The sequence below is a fragment of the Pikeienuella sp. genome (assembly GCF_046290545.1).
Lineage (GTDB): Bacteria > Pseudomonadota > Alphaproteobacteria > Rhodobacterales > Rhodobacteraceae > Pikeienuella.
The window spans coordinates 67760-83543 of the sequence record NZ_JBKAGV010000006.1; the positions used below are offsets into that span (position 1 = coordinate 67760).

At 70.8% G+C, this 15784-nt stretch carries 15 protein-coding genes; 13 read left to right on the forward strand and 2 right to left on the reverse strand.

Annotated elements, in window-relative coordinates; genetic code table 11:
• From ACE37J_RS04230 to ACE37J_RS04250, 5 genes are read left to right on the forward strand one after another with little or no spacing between them, the layout of a single operon-like run.
• Positions 1–810, forward strand: coding sequence for an ABC transporter permease (locus ACE37J_RS04230; protein WP_409707521.1), 810 nt, complete (start codon positions 1–3; stop codon positions 808–810).
• Between the two features lie 2 nt (positions 811–812).
• Entirely contained in the window at positions 813–1841 is a 1029-nt protein-coding gene (locus ACE37J_RS04235; protein WP_409707524.1) for an extracellular solute-binding protein, read from the forward strand.
• The gene (locus ACE37J_RS04240; RefSeq protein ID WP_409707527.1) at positions 1838–2584 is read left to right on the forward strand and encodes a nitrilase-related carbon-nitrogen hydrolase; all 747 of its coding nucleotides are present in this window, start codon (positions 1838–1840) and stop codon (positions 2582–2584) included. Before ACE37J_RS04235 ends, ACE37J_RS04240 begins: the two co-directional genes overlap by 4 nt.
• The gene (locus ACE37J_RS04245; RefSeq protein ID WP_409707530.1) at positions 2581–4668 is read left to right on the forward strand and encodes an NAD(P)-binding protein; all 2088 of its coding nucleotides are present in this window, start codon (positions 2581–2583) and stop codon (positions 4666–4668) included. Before ACE37J_RS04240 ends, ACE37J_RS04245 begins: the two co-directional genes overlap by 4 nt.
• Positions 4665–5696 (forward strand): histone deacetylase family protein, encoded by a 1032-nt coding sequence (locus tag ACE37J_RS04250; RefSeq protein ID WP_409707533.1) that lies wholly within the window; start codon positions 4665–4667, stop codon positions 5694–5696. The genes ACE37J_RS04245 and ACE37J_RS04250 overlap by 4 nt, the downstream gene beginning before the upstream one ends.
• A gap of 97 nt (positions 5697–5793) precedes the next feature.
• Here the strand turns inward: ACE37J_RS04250 and fnrL are convergent, their stop codons facing one another.
• Entirely contained in the window at positions 5794–6522 is a 729-nt protein-coding gene (gene fnrL / locus ACE37J_RS04255; RefSeq protein ID WP_409707536.1) for a transcriptional regulator FnrL, read from the reverse strand.
• Positions 6523–6601: 79 nt separating this feature from the next.
• Here fnrL and hemN point away from each other — a divergent pair, with 79 nt between their 5' ends.
• The gene (gene hemN, locus ACE37J_RS04260) at positions 6602–7951 is read left to right on the forward strand and encodes an oxygen-independent coproporphyrinogen III oxidase (protein WP_409707539.1); all 1350 of its coding nucleotides are present in this window, start codon (positions 6602–6604) and stop codon (positions 7949–7951) included.
• Positions 7952–7964: 13 nt separating this feature from the next.
• On the opposite strand, the gene ACE37J_RS04265 is transcribed toward hemN, so the two are convergent.
• On the reverse strand, positions 7965–8465 hold the full coding sequence (locus ACE37J_RS04265; RefSeq protein ID WP_409707542.1) for an Lrp/AsnC family transcriptional regulator: 501 nt from the start codon (positions 8463–8465) through the stop codon (positions 7965–7967).
• A 174-nt stretch (positions 8466–8639) separates the two neighbouring features.
• On the opposite strand from ACE37J_RS04265, the gene trxB reads away from it, so the two are divergent.
• The 7 genes from trxB to ACE37J_RS04300 all read left to right on the forward strand — a co-directional run bounded on the left by trxB (position 8640) and on the right by ACE37J_RS04300 (position 15750).
• Positions 8640–9581 carry a thioredoxin-disulfide reductase gene (gene trxB, locus ACE37J_RS04270; RefSeq protein WP_409707545.1) on the forward strand — a complete coding sequence of 314 codons (942 nt, stop codon included), beginning with the start codon at positions 8640–8642 and terminating at the stop codon, positions 9579–9581.
• Positions 9578–9979 carry a hypothetical protein gene (locus ACE37J_RS04275; protein ID WP_409707547.1) on the forward strand — a complete coding sequence of 134 codons (402 nt, stop codon included), beginning with the start codon at positions 9578–9580 and terminating at the stop codon, positions 9977–9979. The genes trxB and ACE37J_RS04275 overlap by 4 nt, the downstream gene beginning before the upstream one ends.
• A 110-nt stretch (positions 9980–10089) precedes the next feature.
• Positions 10090–12030 carry a lytic transglycosylase domain-containing protein gene (locus ACE37J_RS04280; protein WP_409707550.1) on the forward strand — a complete coding sequence of 647 codons (1941 nt, stop codon included), beginning with the start codon at positions 10090–10092 and terminating at the stop codon, positions 12028–12030.
• 10 nt (positions 12031–12040) lie between these two features.
• Positions 12041–12730 carry a haloacid dehalogenase type II gene (locus ACE37J_RS04285; protein ID WP_409707553.1) on the forward strand — a complete coding sequence of 230 codons (690 nt, stop codon included), beginning with the start codon at positions 12041–12043 and terminating at the stop codon, positions 12728–12730.
• Positions 12727–13599 (forward strand): alpha/beta fold hydrolase, encoded by an 873-nt coding sequence (locus ACE37J_RS04290; protein ID WP_409707556.1) that lies wholly within the window; start codon positions 12727–12729, stop codon positions 13597–13599. Before ACE37J_RS04285 ends, ACE37J_RS04290 begins: the two co-directional genes overlap by 4 nt.
• Positions 13574–14566 carry a threonine/serine dehydratase gene (locus ACE37J_RS04295; RefSeq protein WP_409707559.1) on the forward strand — a complete coding sequence of 331 codons (993 nt, stop codon included), beginning with the start codon at positions 13574–13576 and terminating at the stop codon, positions 14564–14566. The genes ACE37J_RS04290 and ACE37J_RS04295 overlap by 26 nt, the downstream gene beginning before the upstream one ends.
• Positions 14563–15750, forward strand: a complete 1188-nt coding sequence (locus ACE37J_RS04300) for a M20 aminoacylase family protein (RefSeq protein ID WP_409707562.1) — start codon at positions 14563–14565, stop codon at positions 15748–15750. The genes ACE37J_RS04295 and ACE37J_RS04300 overlap by 4 nt, the downstream gene beginning before the upstream one ends.
• Positions 15751–15784: the final 34 nt, after the last annotated feature.

Below are 15784 nucleotides of genomic sequence, written 5' to 3' on the forward strand. Positions count from 1 at the left end.
ATGGCGCGGCGGAACGACGTGCGGCGCTATCCGGGCTTCCTCGGGATCACGCTCTTCTGCCTCGTCGTGCTCTATGCGCCGCTGATCGTCGTCGCCGTCTACAGCTTCAACGACTCGCCCTCCATCACGCTCTGGGGCGGCTTTTCCTTCCGCTGGTACGAGGAGGTTTTCTTCGGGCTGGAGGCGGAGAAGTTCAAGCGCGCGGCCTGGAACTCCGTCACCATCGCGCTGATGGCGGGCGGGGCGGCGACCGTGATCGCGACCGCCGCCGCGCTCGGGATGGTGCGGGCCGGTCGGTTCCGCGGCAAGGGGGCGAGCTTCGCGCTCCTCTCGCTCCCGATCATGGCGCCGGAGATCGTGACGGCGGTGGCGACGCTGATCTTCTTCTCCGTGATCGGGCTGACGCTCGGCTACGGCTCGATCCTCCTCGCCCATATCGTCTTCTGCATCCCCTTCGCCTATCTCCCCATCGCCGCGCGGCTCGAAGGGATCGAGGGGGCCTTCGACGAGGCGGCGCAGGACCTTTACGCGACCCGGTGGGAGGCGTTCCGCTTCGTGCTCCTGCCGCTTCTCGCGCCGGGCATCGTCTCCGGCTTCCTCCTCGCCTTCATCATCTCGCTCGACGACTTCATCATCACCAACTTCGTGAAGGGCGCGGGGGTGGAGACGCTGCCGACCGCGATCTTCGGCGCGGTGAAGCAGGGCATAAAGCCGGATATCATGGCGCTCTCGACCCTGATGCTCGGAATCTCCATCGTCCTCGTGACGATCTCTTACTTCGTGGGAAAAACAGGCTCGACAAGGAGGTAGAAATGAACGTGCTGAAACTCGGGGCCGCGGCCCTCATCCTCTCCGCCGGCGCGGCGGGGGCGCAGGAGAAACTCTCCGTCTATCACTGGTTCGAATACATCCCGCAGGAGCTGGTGGACAAGTTCACCGCCGAAACCGGGATCGAGGTGACCATCGACACCTACGATTCGAACGAGGCGCTGCTGGCGAATCTCAAGGCCGGCAGGCTCGGCTCCTACGACGTCGCCGTGCCGGGGGACTACATGGTCTCCATCATGCGCAGCGAGGGGATGCTGGACGAGATCGCGCCGGGCGAGCTGAAGAACATCGGCAATGTCGAGCCGCAATGGATGGACGTCGCCTTCGACCCGGGCCGCAAGCACTCGATCCCCTATCAGTGGGGCTCCACCAGCTTCATGGTGAACCGCAACGCCTTTCAGGGCGACATCCGGACGACGGAGATCATCTTCAACCCGCCGCCGGAGCTTTCCGGCAAGATCAACGTGCTCGACACGGCGGGCGAGACGCTGACCTTCGCCTCGCTCCATCTCGGCATCCCGCAATGCACGACGGACCGGGAGCAGCTGAAGGCGCTCAACGATCTCGTGCAGGGGGCGAAGGCGCACTGGGCCTCCTTCAACTCCGACGGGGCGAAGGACGTGCTTGTCTCCGGCGACGCGGCGGCGGGGATGATCTGGAACGGCTTCGGCCAGAAGGCGCGGCTCGAAGGCGCGAATGTCGAATATTCCTATCCGAAGGAGGGCTACATCGTCTGGATGGACAATGTGGTGCTGCTTAAGGACGCGCCGAACCGCGCCGCCGCCATCAAGTTCATGGACTTCCTGCTGGAGCCGGAGAACGCCGCGGCGGTGACGAACTTCGCCCGCTACACGGCCGGGGTGAAGGGGGTGGAGCCCTTCCTCGACGCGGAGCTGAAGACCTCGCCCGAGCAGAACCCGCCCGCGGACGCGCCGGCCGGGACCTTCGTGCAGGTCTGCGACGAGGCGACCCAGAAGGTCTATGACCAGATCTGGACCCGGCTGAAGCAGTGAGGCTCGCACTCTGGCAGGGGGCGTCGCCTTCGGGCGACGTCGAGGCCGCCTTTGCGGAGATCGCCCGCGCCCTCGCCGCCGGACGGGCGGCGGGGGCGGACATGCTCCTGATGCCGGAGCTGTTCCTCCCCGGCTACGGGGTCGAGCCGATGCGGGCCGATCCCGGCTGGGCTCCGCGCCTCTCCCGCCTCGCGGCGGAGGCGGGAACGGGGCTCTGCATCGGGCTGGCGGAGGAAGAGGGCGGCGCGCTCGTCAACGTCGCCCTGGCCTTCGGGCCGGACGGCGCGCTCCTCGCCCGCTATGTGAAGACGCAGCTCTTCGGCGCGCGGGAAAAGCGGCTCTTCACGCCGGGGAACGGCCCCGTCGCCTTCGACTTCGCGGGGACGCGGATCGCTCTCCTCATCTGCTATGACGTGGAGTTCCCGGAGCTGGTGCGGGCCTCCGCCCGCCTCGGCGCGGCGCTGATCCTCGTCCCGACCGCGAACCCCGAACCCTTCGACACGGTGCAGCGCTTCACCGTGCCCGCGCAGGCGGCGATGAACGGGCTCGCCGTCGCCTACGCCAATTTCTGCGGGCCGGAAGGGGCGTTGACCTATAACGGCCTCTCCCTCATCGCCGCGCCGGACGGGGAGCCCCTCGCCAGCGCGGGGCGGCGGGCGGCCTTCCTCGTCGTCGATCTTCCCTCCCGCAGCGACCCGACCCTCCGCGCCCTCTCCACCCAGCTCGAAGACCTCAGGGAATGAGCCGCCCCCCAGGCCATGACATCCTCTTCGAGCCGGCGAGGATCGGCCGCTTCATCGCGAAGAACCGCTTCTACCAGGTCCCCCATTGCAACGGCGGCGGCTATCGCGACCCGTCCGCCGCCGCCGCGATGCGGGCGGTGAAGGCGGAGGGCGGCTGGGGCGTGATCTTCACCGAGCAGGTGGAGATGCATCATACCTCCGAAATCACGCCCTTCATCGAACTCCGGCTCTGGGAGGAGAAGGACTTGGCCGGCCTCGCCCGCATGGCCGCCGCGATGAAGACAGAGGGCGCGCTCGCCGGAATCCAGCTCGCCTATCCGGCAGTGAACGGGCCGAATCTCTACACCCGCGAGGTGCCGATGGCGGTGACGGGCATGCCCGTCCGCGCCTTCATCAACGATCCCGTCAGCGCCCGGACGATGGACCGGGAGGATATCCGCGCCCTTCGCCTCTGGCATGTGAAGGCGGCGGAGCGGGCCGCGCGGGCGGGGTTCGACCTCATCTGCCTCTACGGCGCGCACGGCTTCGGCGTGCTCCAGCACTTCCTCTCCCGCGTCACCAACCACCGGGACGACGAATATGGCGGGAGCCTGGAGAACCGGGGGCGGTTCCTCCGCGAACTCGTCGGCGACATCCGCGAGAGGCTGGGAGACAGCGTGGCGCTGACGCTCCGCCTCTCGCTGGAGGAGATGGCGGGCGAGGGCTTCTCCAACTCAGAGCTGCGCGACTTCATCGAGATGCACGGCGATCTCCCCGACCTCTGGGACCTGGCGCACGGCGCCTGGGAGGATTGCTCCGGTCCCTCCCGCTTCGCGGAGGAGGGCGCGCAGGAGCCGCTCGTGGCGGGCATCCGCGACCTGACGCCGAAGCCCGTCGTCGGCGTCGGCCGCTTCACCTCGCCGGACGCGATGGCGCGGCAGGTGCGCGCCGGCGTGCTGGATTTCATCGGCTGCGCCCGGCCCTCCATCGCCGACCCGTTCCTGCCGAGGAAGGTGGAGGAGGGGCGGGCGGAGGACATCCGCGAATGCATCGGCTGCAACATCTGCATCAGCGGCGACATGACGATGAGCCTCTCCCGCTGCACCCAGAACCCGACCTTCATGGAGGAATGGCGGAAGGGCTGGCACCCGGAGATCATGAATCCGAAAGGACCGTCCGACCGGGTCCTCGTCGTCGGCGCCGGCCCCGCCGGGCTCGAAGCCGCCCGCGCGCTCGGCCTCCGCGGCTATGACGTGGCCCTCGCCGAGGCGACGCGGGAGCTGGGCGGCCGCGTGGCGCGGGAGCGGCTCCTGCCCGGCCTCTCCGCCTGGGGCCGGGTGGCGGATTACCGCGTGTTCCAGATCGGCAAGCTGCCGAACGTGGAGGTTTATCGTGAAAGCCGCCTCAGCGCCGAAGAGGTGCTGGAATTCGGCTTCGAACATGTCTGCCTCGCCACCGGCTCGCATTGGCGGCGGGACGGGGCGGCGCGCTTCCATGTGCGCCCGATCCCGCTCGACCCGGCTCTGCCCGTGCTGACGCCGGACGACCTGATGGCGGGGGCGGAGCCGCCTTCCGGCGCCGTCGTGATCTATGACGACGATCACTATTACATGGGCGGCGTCCTCGCGGAGCTTTGCGCGAAGGCGGGCGCGGAGGTGACGCTCGTCACCCCCGCCGCGCTCGTCTCGCACTGGACGGTCAACACGCTGGAGCAGGGCGCGATCCACCGCCGCCTCGCCGCGCTCGGAGTCCGGATCGTGACGCAGCGCGCCGTGGTCGCCAGGCGCGCGGGGATGGTAGAGACCGAATGCGCCGCGACCGGGGCGCGCGGGGAGATGGCGGCGGACGCGCTCATCCTCGTCACCGCGCGGGAGCCCGATGACGCGCTCTGGCGCGCGCTGAAGGCGCGGCGGGGGGACTGGGCGGAGGCCGGGCTCGCCTCCGTCCGCGTGATCGGGGACGCGGAGGCGCCCGCCCCCATCGCCTGGGCGACCTATGCCGGCCACCGCTACGCGCGGGAACTGGACGCCGCCGATACGGGCGATAATCTGCCCTTCCGGCGGGAGATCGCCGACCTTGCCGCCGATTGGGAGCCGAGCCGATGAAGACCGTCCAGAGCGATGACCACCGCCTGCATTTCCCGCAGGGCGAACTCTATGGCGGCGAGCTGGTGACGCCCTTCGAGCGGCCGAGCCGCGTGGAGCATGTGCTGAACCGCCTGCGGGAGCGCGGCTTCCCCGCCCCGGTCGGGCCAGGCTCGCTCGACATGGGCCCGGTGCGGCGGATTCATGCTCCTGATTTTCTGGAATTTCTGGAAACCGGCTGGAGCGAGTGGGAAGCCGCCGGTTTCAAGGGGGAGATGATCGCCGCCGCCTTTCCCGCGCGCCGGATGCATACGGGGCGCCCGCCGGTCAATATCGACGGCAAGCTCGGCTATTACGCCCTCGCCACCGAGACGGCGATCACCGGCGGCACATGGGGAGCGGCGCAGGCCTCCTGCGCCGTGGCGCAATCGGCGCAGCGGCTCGTCTCGGGCGGGGAGCGGGCGGCCTTCGCGCTCTGCCGCCCGCCGGGGCACCACGCGACGGCGGACATGTTCGGCGGCTACTGCTTCCTCAACAACGCCGCCGTGGCGGCGGAGATGTTCCGGCTCGACGGGGCGAAGCGCGTCGCGATCCTCGACGTCGACTTCCACCACGGCAACGGCACGCAGGACATTTTCTACAACCGCGGCGACGTGCTCTTCGTCTCGCTCCACGGCGCGCCGGAGCACGCCTTCCCCTATTTCCTCGGCTATGCGGACGAGACCGGCGCGGGCGAGGGCGAGGGCGCCAATCTCAATTACCCGATGCCGCCGGGCGCCGCCTATGACCGCTGGGCGGAGGCGCTGGACCATGGTATCGGAAAAATCAGGAATTTCGCGCCGGATGCGCTCGTCGTCTCCCTCGGCGTCGACGCCTACAAGGACGATCCGATCAGCTTCTTCAAGCTGACGAGCGCGGATTTCATGGATTGCGGGCGGCGCATCGCCGCGCTCGGCCTGCCGACGCTGTTCTGCATGGAAGGCGGCTACGCCATCGCCGAGATCGGGGTGAACGCGGTGAACGTGCTCGAAGGTTTCGAAGGCGCGTGAGCCGCCTGTTTTCGCCGCAACGCACTTCGCCCGCGGCGAAGGCGGGGAGGAGGCGTTGAAGCGGCAGGCGGCGGGGCGGTCCGCGCGGCTCCGGCTCTCAGGCGGGCATCCCGCCATCCGCATCGTCGCCCGTCTCGTCCAGGAGGGCGGCGAAATCCGGCGCGGTGACGCGGCGGAGCCCTTCGAGAGCGATGATCCCGTCCTTCTTCAGCGCGCTCATCTGGCGGCTCACCGTCTCCAGCGTCAGGCCGAGATAATCCGCCATCGCCTCCCGCGTGATCGGAAGGTCGAAGGTCACGGCGCCGGCCGCGCCGCCGGGCGCCAGGCTCAGCTGCCGCCGCGCGATAATGGCGAGGAAGCTTGCGATCTTCTCCCGCGCGGTCTTGCGCCCGAGGATCAGCATCCATTCCCGCGCCGCGTCGAGCTCGTCCATCGTCATTTCGAGCAGGCGGCGGGAGATGGCGGGCGAGGTTTCGATCAGCGCCTCGAATTCCGTCTTGGCGAAGCGGCAGACCATCACGTCGGAAACCGCGGTCACGTCATAGGGGGAGTTCGGGCGGCCCGGGCGGCCGACGAAATCGGAGGGGAGGAGGAGCCCGATCATCTGCCGCCTTCCGTCCTCCATCGTCTGGCTCAGCGTCGCGACGCCGGAGACGATGGAGCCGAGGAAGCGGATCCGGTCCCCCGCCCAGAGGATGGTCTCGCCGGCGGCGTAGGTCTCGTAGGTCTTGATCCGGTTCAGCATGTCCAGCTCCGAATCCTCGCAGCGCGAGCAGACGGCCCGATAACGGATCGGGCAGTCCCCGCATTCCATGCGGGCCTTCATGCTGGGAGCTTCGCGGCGAAGAGGCATCGGGTTGATTTCGATCAAGGCCGGAGTTCGGATCGGGCTTCACGCTATGGGAATGAAACACGCCGCGCAACTCGCCGCCGCCGGGCTCTTCCGGGAAAGGCCGCCCCGCTACACCAGCTACCCGACCGCGCCGAACTTTTCCGGCGGGGTGGGGCCGGAGACCTTCGCGGACTGGCTGGGGCGGGCGGGCCGCGCCGGCCCGGTCTCGCTCTACCTCCATGTCCCGTTCTGCCGAAGGCTCTGCTGGTTCTGCGCCTGCCGCACGCAGGGCACGCGGACGGACCAGCCCGTGGCGGCCTATGTCGAGGCGCTGAAGGCGGAGATCGCGCATGCTTCCGAGGTTGCCGGGCGGCCCTCCCTCTCCCGCCTCCACTGGGGCGGCGGGACGCCGACGATCCTCGCGCCGGAGCTGATCGCCTCGCTCGCGCGGACGATCCGCCGCAGCTTCCCCTTCGCGGAGGGCGCCGAATTCTCCGTCGAGATCGACCCGAACGAGATCGACGCGCCGCGAATCGCCGCGCTGAAAGAGGCGGGGATGACCCGCGCGAGCATCGGCATCCAGGATTTCGACCCGAAGATACAGGAGGCGATCGGCCGCCCGCAGAGCTTCCGCGTGACCGCGGAGGCGGCGGCGGCGCTGCGGCGGGCGGGGATCGAGAGCCTCAACGCCGATCTCGTCTACGGCCTTCCGGGGCAGAACGTCGCCAGCCTTCGCCGCACCCTTCGCCGCCTGCTCTGGCTCCGGCCGGACCGGATCGCGCTCTACGGCTACGCCCATGCGCCGCATCTCGCGAAGCGGCAGGCGATGATCCGGGAGGAGGACCTGCCGAAGGCGCCGCTCCGCTTCGACCTTGCGGAGGCGGCGCGGGAGATTCTCGTCTCCGCCGGCTACGATCCGGTCGGCATCGACCATTTCGCGCTGCCGGCGGACGGGCTGGCCCGCGCGGCGCGGGAGGGGCGGCTGAGGCGCAACTTCCAGGGCTATACCGATGACGCGGCCGCGGCGCTGATCGGCCTCGGCGCCTCCTCAATCTCGGAATTCCCCGAAGGCTATGCGCAGAACGCGCCGGCGACGGCGGCGTGGCGGCGGGCGGTGGACACGGGCGCCTTCGCCACCCATCGCGGCCATGTCTTCCGCGGGGAGGACCGGATGCGGAAGGCGGCGATCGAGCGGCTGATGTGCGACTTCGCGCTCGACCTCGGCGATCCGCGCCTCGGCGCCGGGGCCGAGGCGGCGCTCCTCCCGGCGGCGGAGGGCGCGGCGCGGCGCTGGCCGGGCTTCGCGGCGCTGGAGGGGAGCCGGCTTCGCATCACGGAGGAGGGGCGGCCCCTGACCCGGATCATCGCCCGCGCCTTCGACGAATACGACGAGGCGGGCTCGGCCTATTCGATGGCGATCTGAAGGGGCCGCGCGCTCAGGATTCGCCCGCGGCCCGCGCCTCCAGAATCTCGAAGGGCACGCCCGGCTCCGTCTTCGCCCCGCGGATGACGAGCGAGGTCTTGACGCTGGCGACATTCGGCGCCGCCGTCAGCGAGCCCGTGAGGAAGGACTGGAAGGTGGAAAGGTCCGGGGCCACGCATTTCAGCAGGAAGTCGATCTCCCCGTTCAGCATGTGGCACTCGCGCACCAGCGGCCAGGAGCGGGCCTTCTCCTCGAAGGCGCGGAGGTCCGCCTCCGCCTGGCTCGAAAGCCCGACCATCGCGAAGACGGTGACCTCGAAGCCGAGCGCGCGGGCGTTGACGCGGGCATGGTAGCCCTCGATCAGCCCCTCCTCCTCCAGCGCCCGCACGCGCCGCAGGCAGGGCGGGGCGGAGATGCCGAGCCGCTTCGACAACTCGACATTCGTCATGCGCCCGTCGCCCTGAAGCTCCGCGAGAATCTTCCTGTCGATCGCGTCGATCTTGCCGGCGGCCATGCCTTCCCCCGCTCACGGGGTTCGGCCCCGCGTTACTGCGCGTTCGGGTTACCCAATCGCCGCCCGCTGCGCAATAAAATTGCGTAGACTGCCGATCACGCGAACCGGAGCCGCGCTTGGCGCGGGCGGCCCGCGCCGCTACATACGGGCGCGACCAGCAGGACCGAGGATGCCATGACCGAGACGCGCGCGATGAAGCTCCTGATCGTCGGCTCCGGCCCGGCCGGCTACACCGCCGCCGTCTACGCCGCGCGCGCGATGCTCGATCCCGTCCTCGTGCAGGGCATCCAGCCGGGCGGCCAGCTCACCATCACCACCGAGGTGGAGAACTGGCCGGGCGACACCGAGGTGCAGGGCCCCGATCTCATGGTCCGGATGGAGGCGCATGCGAAGGCGATGGGGGCGGAGATCGTCTCCGACATCATCATGGACCTCGACCTCTCCAGGCGGCCCTTCATCGCGAAAGGGGATTCGGGGACGGTCTATGAGGCAGAGGCGGTGATCCTCGCCACCGGGGCGCAGGCGAGATGGCTCGGCCTCCCCTCGGAGGACCGGTTCAAGGGCTTCGGCGTCTCGGCCTGCGCAACCTGCGACGGGTTCTTCTATCGCGGGCGGGAGGTTGTCGTGATCGGCGGCGGCAACACCGCGGTCGAGGAGGCCCTGTTCCTCACCCGCTTCGCCGAAAAGGTCACGCTCGTCCACCGGCGGGATTCGCTTCGCGCGGAGAAGATCCTCGAACACCGGCTGATGAAGAACCCGAAGGTCGAGATCGTGTGGAACGCGACTCTCGAAGAGGTGGTCGGCGCGGAAGATCCCCTCGGCGTCACCGGCGCGCGCATCCGCGACGTGCATACGGGGGCGGAGCGGGTGATCCCCTGCGCCGGCGTCTTCGTCGCCATCGGCCATGCGCCGGCCTCGGAGCTCGTGAAGGACCAGCTCGAAACGCATCACGGCGGCTATGTCGTCACGAAGCCGGATTCGACGGCCACCTCCATCCCCGGCGTCTTCGCCGCGGGGGACGTGACGGACCATGTCTATCGCCAGGCCGTGACCTCGGCCGGCATGGGCTGCATGGCCGCGCTCGAGGCCGAGCGCTTCCTCGCGGGCGAAGGGTGAGGCGCGGCCTCCTCCTCGCGGCGCTCCTCGCGTCGCCGGCCGGCGCGCTGGAGCCGATGGACGGCGCGGCCTTCCGCGCCTTCTCCGAAGGCTGGACGCTGCATTTCTCCGACGAGAGCGGCGCCTATTTCGGCACCGAGCAGTATTTCGAGGACGGGCGGACGATCTGGGCCCCCTCCGGCGGCGGCTGCCATCATGGAATCTGGGCGGAGGACGCGGGGCGGATCTGCTTTCTCTACGATGTCGGCCTCTCCTGCTGGAAGCTCTTCTCCGAAGGCGAAGACAGCATCCTCGCCGAAAGCGTCGAGACGGGCCCGGGCGGCGGCCCGCCGACCCGGCTCCGCCTGATGCGGAAGGACCGGAGCGCCGCCCCCTGCGACGAGGGGCCCGGGGTCTGAACGGGCTTCCACGGCGCGGGCAAGGCGTAAAGTCTTCGTAAACGCGGCTGCCCTACGCTCCGTCTTCTGCTAGTCTCGGTGAAATCGAGCAAGACCCAACGGAGCCGAAGATGCCCCGACCCCTGAACGCCCTCCTTCTGGCGGCGGCCCTCGCCGTCGCCGCGCCGCCCGCCTCGGCGAGCCCCGCCCTTGTCGCCGCCTCGATGGAGGCGGCGGACCGGGAGCGATGGGCGGAGGCCCGCGCCCATGCCGAGGCCGCCGGAAGCCAGGCCGCCCGCGACCTTTACGAATGGCGGCTTCTTTCCGCCGGGGAGGGGGATTGGGCGCTCTACCGCGCCTTCGTCGCCCGCAACCCCGACTGGCCGAATCTAGGCCGCATCCGGGCGCGCGGCGAAGGGCTGATCCCGCGCGGAACGTCGCTCGGGGAGGTCGACGCCTTTCTCGGCGCCGGCGGCCCCTCCACGGGAACCGGCGCGCTCCGCCGGATCGAGGCGCTCGCCGCCGCCGGCCGCGGGGCCGAGGCGGACGAGCTCGCCGCCTTCGCCTGGCGGACATTCTCGCTGACCCCCTCGGAACAGGCGCTCTTCCGCGCCGAGCATATGGGCGCGATCCGCCCGCATCACGAGGCGCGGGCGGACGAGCTGCTCTGGCGCGGGCTGGCGGACGAGGCGCAGGCGATGAAGCCGCTCGTCTCCCCCGGCTGGGCCGCGCTGATCGAGGCGCGGGTGCGGCTCCGCGCGCTGGCGAACGGGGTGGACGGCGCGATCGCGGCCGTCCCGGCCGCGCTGCAAGACGATCCCGGCCTCGCCTTCGAGCGCTTTCTCTGGCGCATGAAGAAGGACAATTACGGCGGCGCGCTGGAGCTGGTCTCCGCCCGGTCCGTCTCCGCCGAAAGCCTCGGGCGGCCGGAGGCGTGGGGCGAGCGGCGGCGGCTGCTCGTGCGCCGGCTTCTGCGGCTCGGGCAGGTGACGGAGGCCTACAACCTGGCCAACCGGAACCACATGGTCACGGGCGCGGATCATTCCGACCTCGAATTCCTCGCCGGCTGGATCGCGCTCCGCTGGATGAAGGACCCGGCGCGGGCGGAGGCGCATTTCCGCCGCCTGATCGTCGCGGTGGAGACGCCGATCAGCCTCGGGCGCGGGCATTACTGGCTCGGCCGGGCGCTGGAGGCGGCGGGGGACCGGGGCGGCGCGCAGGCCGCCTATGCCGAAGGCGCGAAGCATCAGACGAGCTTCTACGGCCAGCTTTCGGCGGAGGCCGCGGGCGTTCCCGTCGATCCCGCGCTCGCGGCGGAGCGGGACGGGGACTGGCGGCGCGCCGCCTTCGCGAACCGCACGGTCGCCGAGGCCGCGCGGCTCCTCTCCGGGGCGGGGGACCGGCGGCGCGCGCACTGGTTCCTCACGCATATCGCCTCGGAGCAGTCCGGCTACGCCGATCTCGCCGGCGCCGCGCATCTCGCGATGGAGCTCGGCCGGCCCGACGCCGCGATCCGCATCGGCAAGATCGCGGCGCGGAAGGGCCATGTGCTGAAGGGGGACTATTACCCGCTCACCGAGCTCGCCCGCTTCAACGCCGGGGTGGAGCCCGCCCTCGCCATGGCGATCGGCCGGCAGGAGAGTGAGCTGAACCCCGAGGCGATCAGCCCCGCGGGCGCCCGCGGGCTCATGCAGGTCATGCCGGCGACGGCGCGGCGCGTCGCGGGCTGGGTGCAGCAGCCCTATTCGCTCGAACGGCTGACGGAGGACTGGCAGTATAACGCCCTCCTCGGGCAGACCTATCTCGCGCGCCGGCTCGGCGAGTTCGACGGCTCGGTCGCGATGGCCGCCGCCGCCTACAATGCCGGCGCCGGGCGCGTCGACCAGTGGATCGCCACCTATGGCGACCCGCGGACGGGCTCGGTGGACTGGATCGACTGGCTGGAGATGATCCCCTTCAACGAGACTCGCAATTACGTGCAGCGCGTGCTCGAAGGGCTCCAGGTATACCGGAGCCGGATCGAGGGGCGCCCCGTCGCGTTCACCCTGAAGCGGGACGCGCTGGGCCGCTGAAAGGGACGCCATGAAGATCACGACCTGCGTCTTCGACGCCTACGGCACGCTGTTCGACGTCGCCGCCGCCGCGCGGCAGGCGGCGGCGGAGCCGGGGCGGGAGGCGTTCGCGGCGAAATGGCCCGAACTCGCGGCGACATGGCGGCTGAAGCAGCTGCAATACACCTGGCTGCGCGCGACGGCGGGGGTTCACACGGACTTCTGGACCGTCACGCAGGACGGTCTGGACTTCGCGCTGGAGGCGCACGGCCTTGCGGAGCCTGCGCTGCGGGCGCGGCTGCTGGCGCTCTACTGGGAGCTTTCGGCCTATCCCGAGGTTCCCGCCATGCTCGCCGCGCTGAAGCGCGCGGGCCTCGCCACGGCGATCCTCTCCAACGGCTCCCCCGCCATGCTGGCGGGCGCGGTGGAGAGCGCCGGGATCGGCGACCGGCTTGACGCCGTGCTCTCCGTCGAAAGCGTCGGAATCTTCAAGCCGGCGCCGGCGGTCTATGACCTCGTGGGGCGGCGTTTCGGCTGCCCTGCCGGCGCCGTGCTCTTCGTCTCCTCGAACGGGTGGGACGCGGCGGCGGCCTCCGGCTACGGCTTCCGCTCCGTCTGGGTGAACCGGGCGAAGGAACCGGTGGACCGGCTGCCCTGGCGGCCCGAGCGCGTCCTGTCCGACCTCACGACGATCCCGGAGATCGCGCAGGCCGGCCTGTGAGGCGCTTCGCCGCCGCGCATGGCCTCTCCCTCGCCTATGCGGACGAGGGGGAGGGCGCCCCGCCCCTTCTCTGCCTCGCCGGCCTCACCCGCTCCTCTCGCGATTTCGACCATTTCGCCGCCGCGCTCCCCTCCGTCGTCGGCCCCCGGCGGATCGTGCGGCTCGACGCGCGGGGCCGCGGCGCCTCCGACCATGACCCGGACTGGACGCGCTACAACGTGATGGTCGAGGCGGGGGACGCGCTGGCGCTGCTCGACCATCTCGGGATCGACCGCGCCGTCATCGTAGGCTCATCCCGCGGCGGGCTCCTCGCCGCCGTGATCGCGGCGACGGCGCCGCAGCGCCTTGCGGGCGTCGTGCTGAACGACGTGGGCCCGGTGATCGAGCCGGAGGGGATCGGCAAGATCATGTCCTGGCTCGGCCTTCCCCCCGCCGCGAAGACGATGGCCGAAGCCGCCGCCGGGCTCGAAGCCGCCTTCGGCGCGCGCTTCCCCGGCGTCGGCGCCGATTTCTGGCGGGACTGGGCGGAGCGGAGCTTCGTCGAGGCGCCGGGCGGCCTCGCCCTCGCCTACGACCCGAAGCTGCGCGACGCGACGCTGGCGCAGGCCGCGGCGGCGCCCGAGGGCGGGCATGACCTCTGGCCGCTCTTCGACGCGCTGAAGCCGATCCCGACCCTTCTCCTCCGCGGCGCGAATTCGGACTTGCTCTCGGCGGCCACCGCGGCCGAAATGCGCGTCAGGAAGCCGGACCTGACCGTCGTCGAAATCCCCGACCGCGGGCATATCCCCCGGCTGGACGAGCCGGCGGCGCTCGCAGCCGTCGCCGCCTTCCTCGGAGGATTCGATGGCCGAAGCCGCGACGATCCATGACATCCGCGCCGCGCGCGGCCGGCTCGCCGGCGCCGCGCGCCGCACGCCGCTTCTCGAATCGGACGCGCTCAACGCGCTCGCCGGGCGGCGCGTGCTGGTGAAGGCCGAATGCCTCCAGCGGACCGGCAGCTTCAAGTTCCGCGGCGGCTGGAGCGCGCTCTCCGCGCTCGACCCCGTCGCGCGGAAGAAGGGCGTCATCGCCTTCTCCTCCGGCAATCACGCGCAGGGCGTCGCCCTCGCGGCGAAGCTCCACGGCGCGCCCGCGGTGATCGTGATGCCGGAGGACGCGCCGCAGGCGAAGATCTCCGGCACCCGCGGCTACGGCGCCGAGGTCGTGACCTATGACCGCTTCGGCGAGGATCGGGAGGCGATCGGCGCCCGCATCGCGGGGGAGCGGGGCCTGACGCTGATCCGCCCCTATGACGAGCCCATGGTCATCGCCGGGCAGGGGACGACCGGGCTCGAAATCGCGGAGCAGGCGGCGGAGGCGGGCGTGACGGAGGGCGACGTGATCGTCTGCTGCGGCGGCGGCGGCCTCGCCGCCGGCATCGCGCTCGCGCTGGAGGAGGCCGCGCCCGGCCTTCGCGTGCGAACGGCGGAGCCCGCCTTCTATGACGACATGGCGATCTCCCTCCGCTCCGGCCGGCGGGAGCGCTGCGGCGCGAACGAGAAGTCGATCTGCGACGCCATCGTCACGCCGATGCCAGGGGAGCTGACCTTCCCGATCCTGAAGGGCCGCGCCGGCCCCGGCTTCGCCGTGGCGGACGAGGAGGCGCGCTGCGCCATGGCCACCGCGTGGAAGCACCTGAAGATCGTAGCGGAGCCGGGCGGCGCCGTCGCCCTCGCCGCCGCGCTCTTCCGGCGGGAGGAGATCGAGGGGGACGCCGTGATCGTCACCGTCTCGGGCGGCAATGTGGACCCTGCGGTCTTCGCCGCCGCGCTATCGGATTACGGAGACGCGCCATGACCTTCCATCACCGCCACCAGAACCGGATCGCCGGGCTCCTGGAGGAGGCGACCGCCTGGCGGCGGGACCTTCACGCCCATCCCGAGATCGGCTTCGAGGAGAAGCGGACGGCGGGGATCGTCGCCGCAAAGCTCCGCGAGTTCGGCGTGGACGAGGTGCATGAGGGCCTCGCCCGCACCGGCGTCCTCGGGATCGTGCGCGGAAAGGGCGAGGGGCCGATGATCGGCCTCCGCGCGGACATGGACGCGCTGCCGATGCCGGACCTGAAGACCGTCCCCTGGCGCTCGAAGTTCGAAAACCGGAACCACGCCTGCGGCCATGACGGCCACACCGCCATGCTCCTCGCCGCGGCAAAGATCCTCTGCGAGACGCGGGATTTCGCGGGCTCCGTCGCGCTCATCTTCCAGCCCGCCGAGGAAGGTATGGGCGGCGGGAAGGAGATGGTGGAGGACGGTCTCTTCCGCCTCGCCCCGTGCGACAGCGTCTGGGGCCTCCACAACTGGCCGGGCGCGCCGCTCGGCGCCTTCACCGCGCTCGCCGGGCCGGTCATGGCCGGGGTGGATTACTTCGATATCCGGATCAGGGGCGTCGGCACCCATGCCGGCACGCCGCATCTCGGCACCGATACGGTCCTCGCCGCCGGGCACATGATCGCCGCGCTGCAATCCGTGGCGAGCCGCACCGCGCCGCCGCAGGAGGCGGCGACGATTTCCGTCACCCGCCTCTCCGCCGCCACGGCCTATCACGTCGTGCCCGACACGACGGAGATCGGCGGCTCGCTCCGCTACGTGAACCCCGCCATCCGCCCGAAAATGGAGGCGCAGCTCCGCGCCGTGGCGAAGGGCGTGGCGGAGGCCTTCGGCGCCGTCGCGGAGATCGACTACCGCGTGAACTATCCGCCGACGATCAACCCCGCGGCGGAGGCCGACCTCGCTGCCCAGATCGCCGCCGGCCTCGTCGGCGCCGAAGCGGTGGAGCGGCGGGCGGAGACCTGCATGGCGGCGGAGGATTTCGCCTTCATGCTGAACCAGAAGCCCGGCCATTACATCTGGATGGGGGTGGACGCGCCCGGCCACACGACGGCGAAGCTGCATCACCCGGAATACGACTTCAACGACGCCGCGATTCCCTACGGCGTCGCTTACTGGCTGTCGCTGGCGGACAGGCTCCTGCCGCGGGCCTGATGGGGCGCGGGGCGCGAACGCCCCGCGCCGCGGC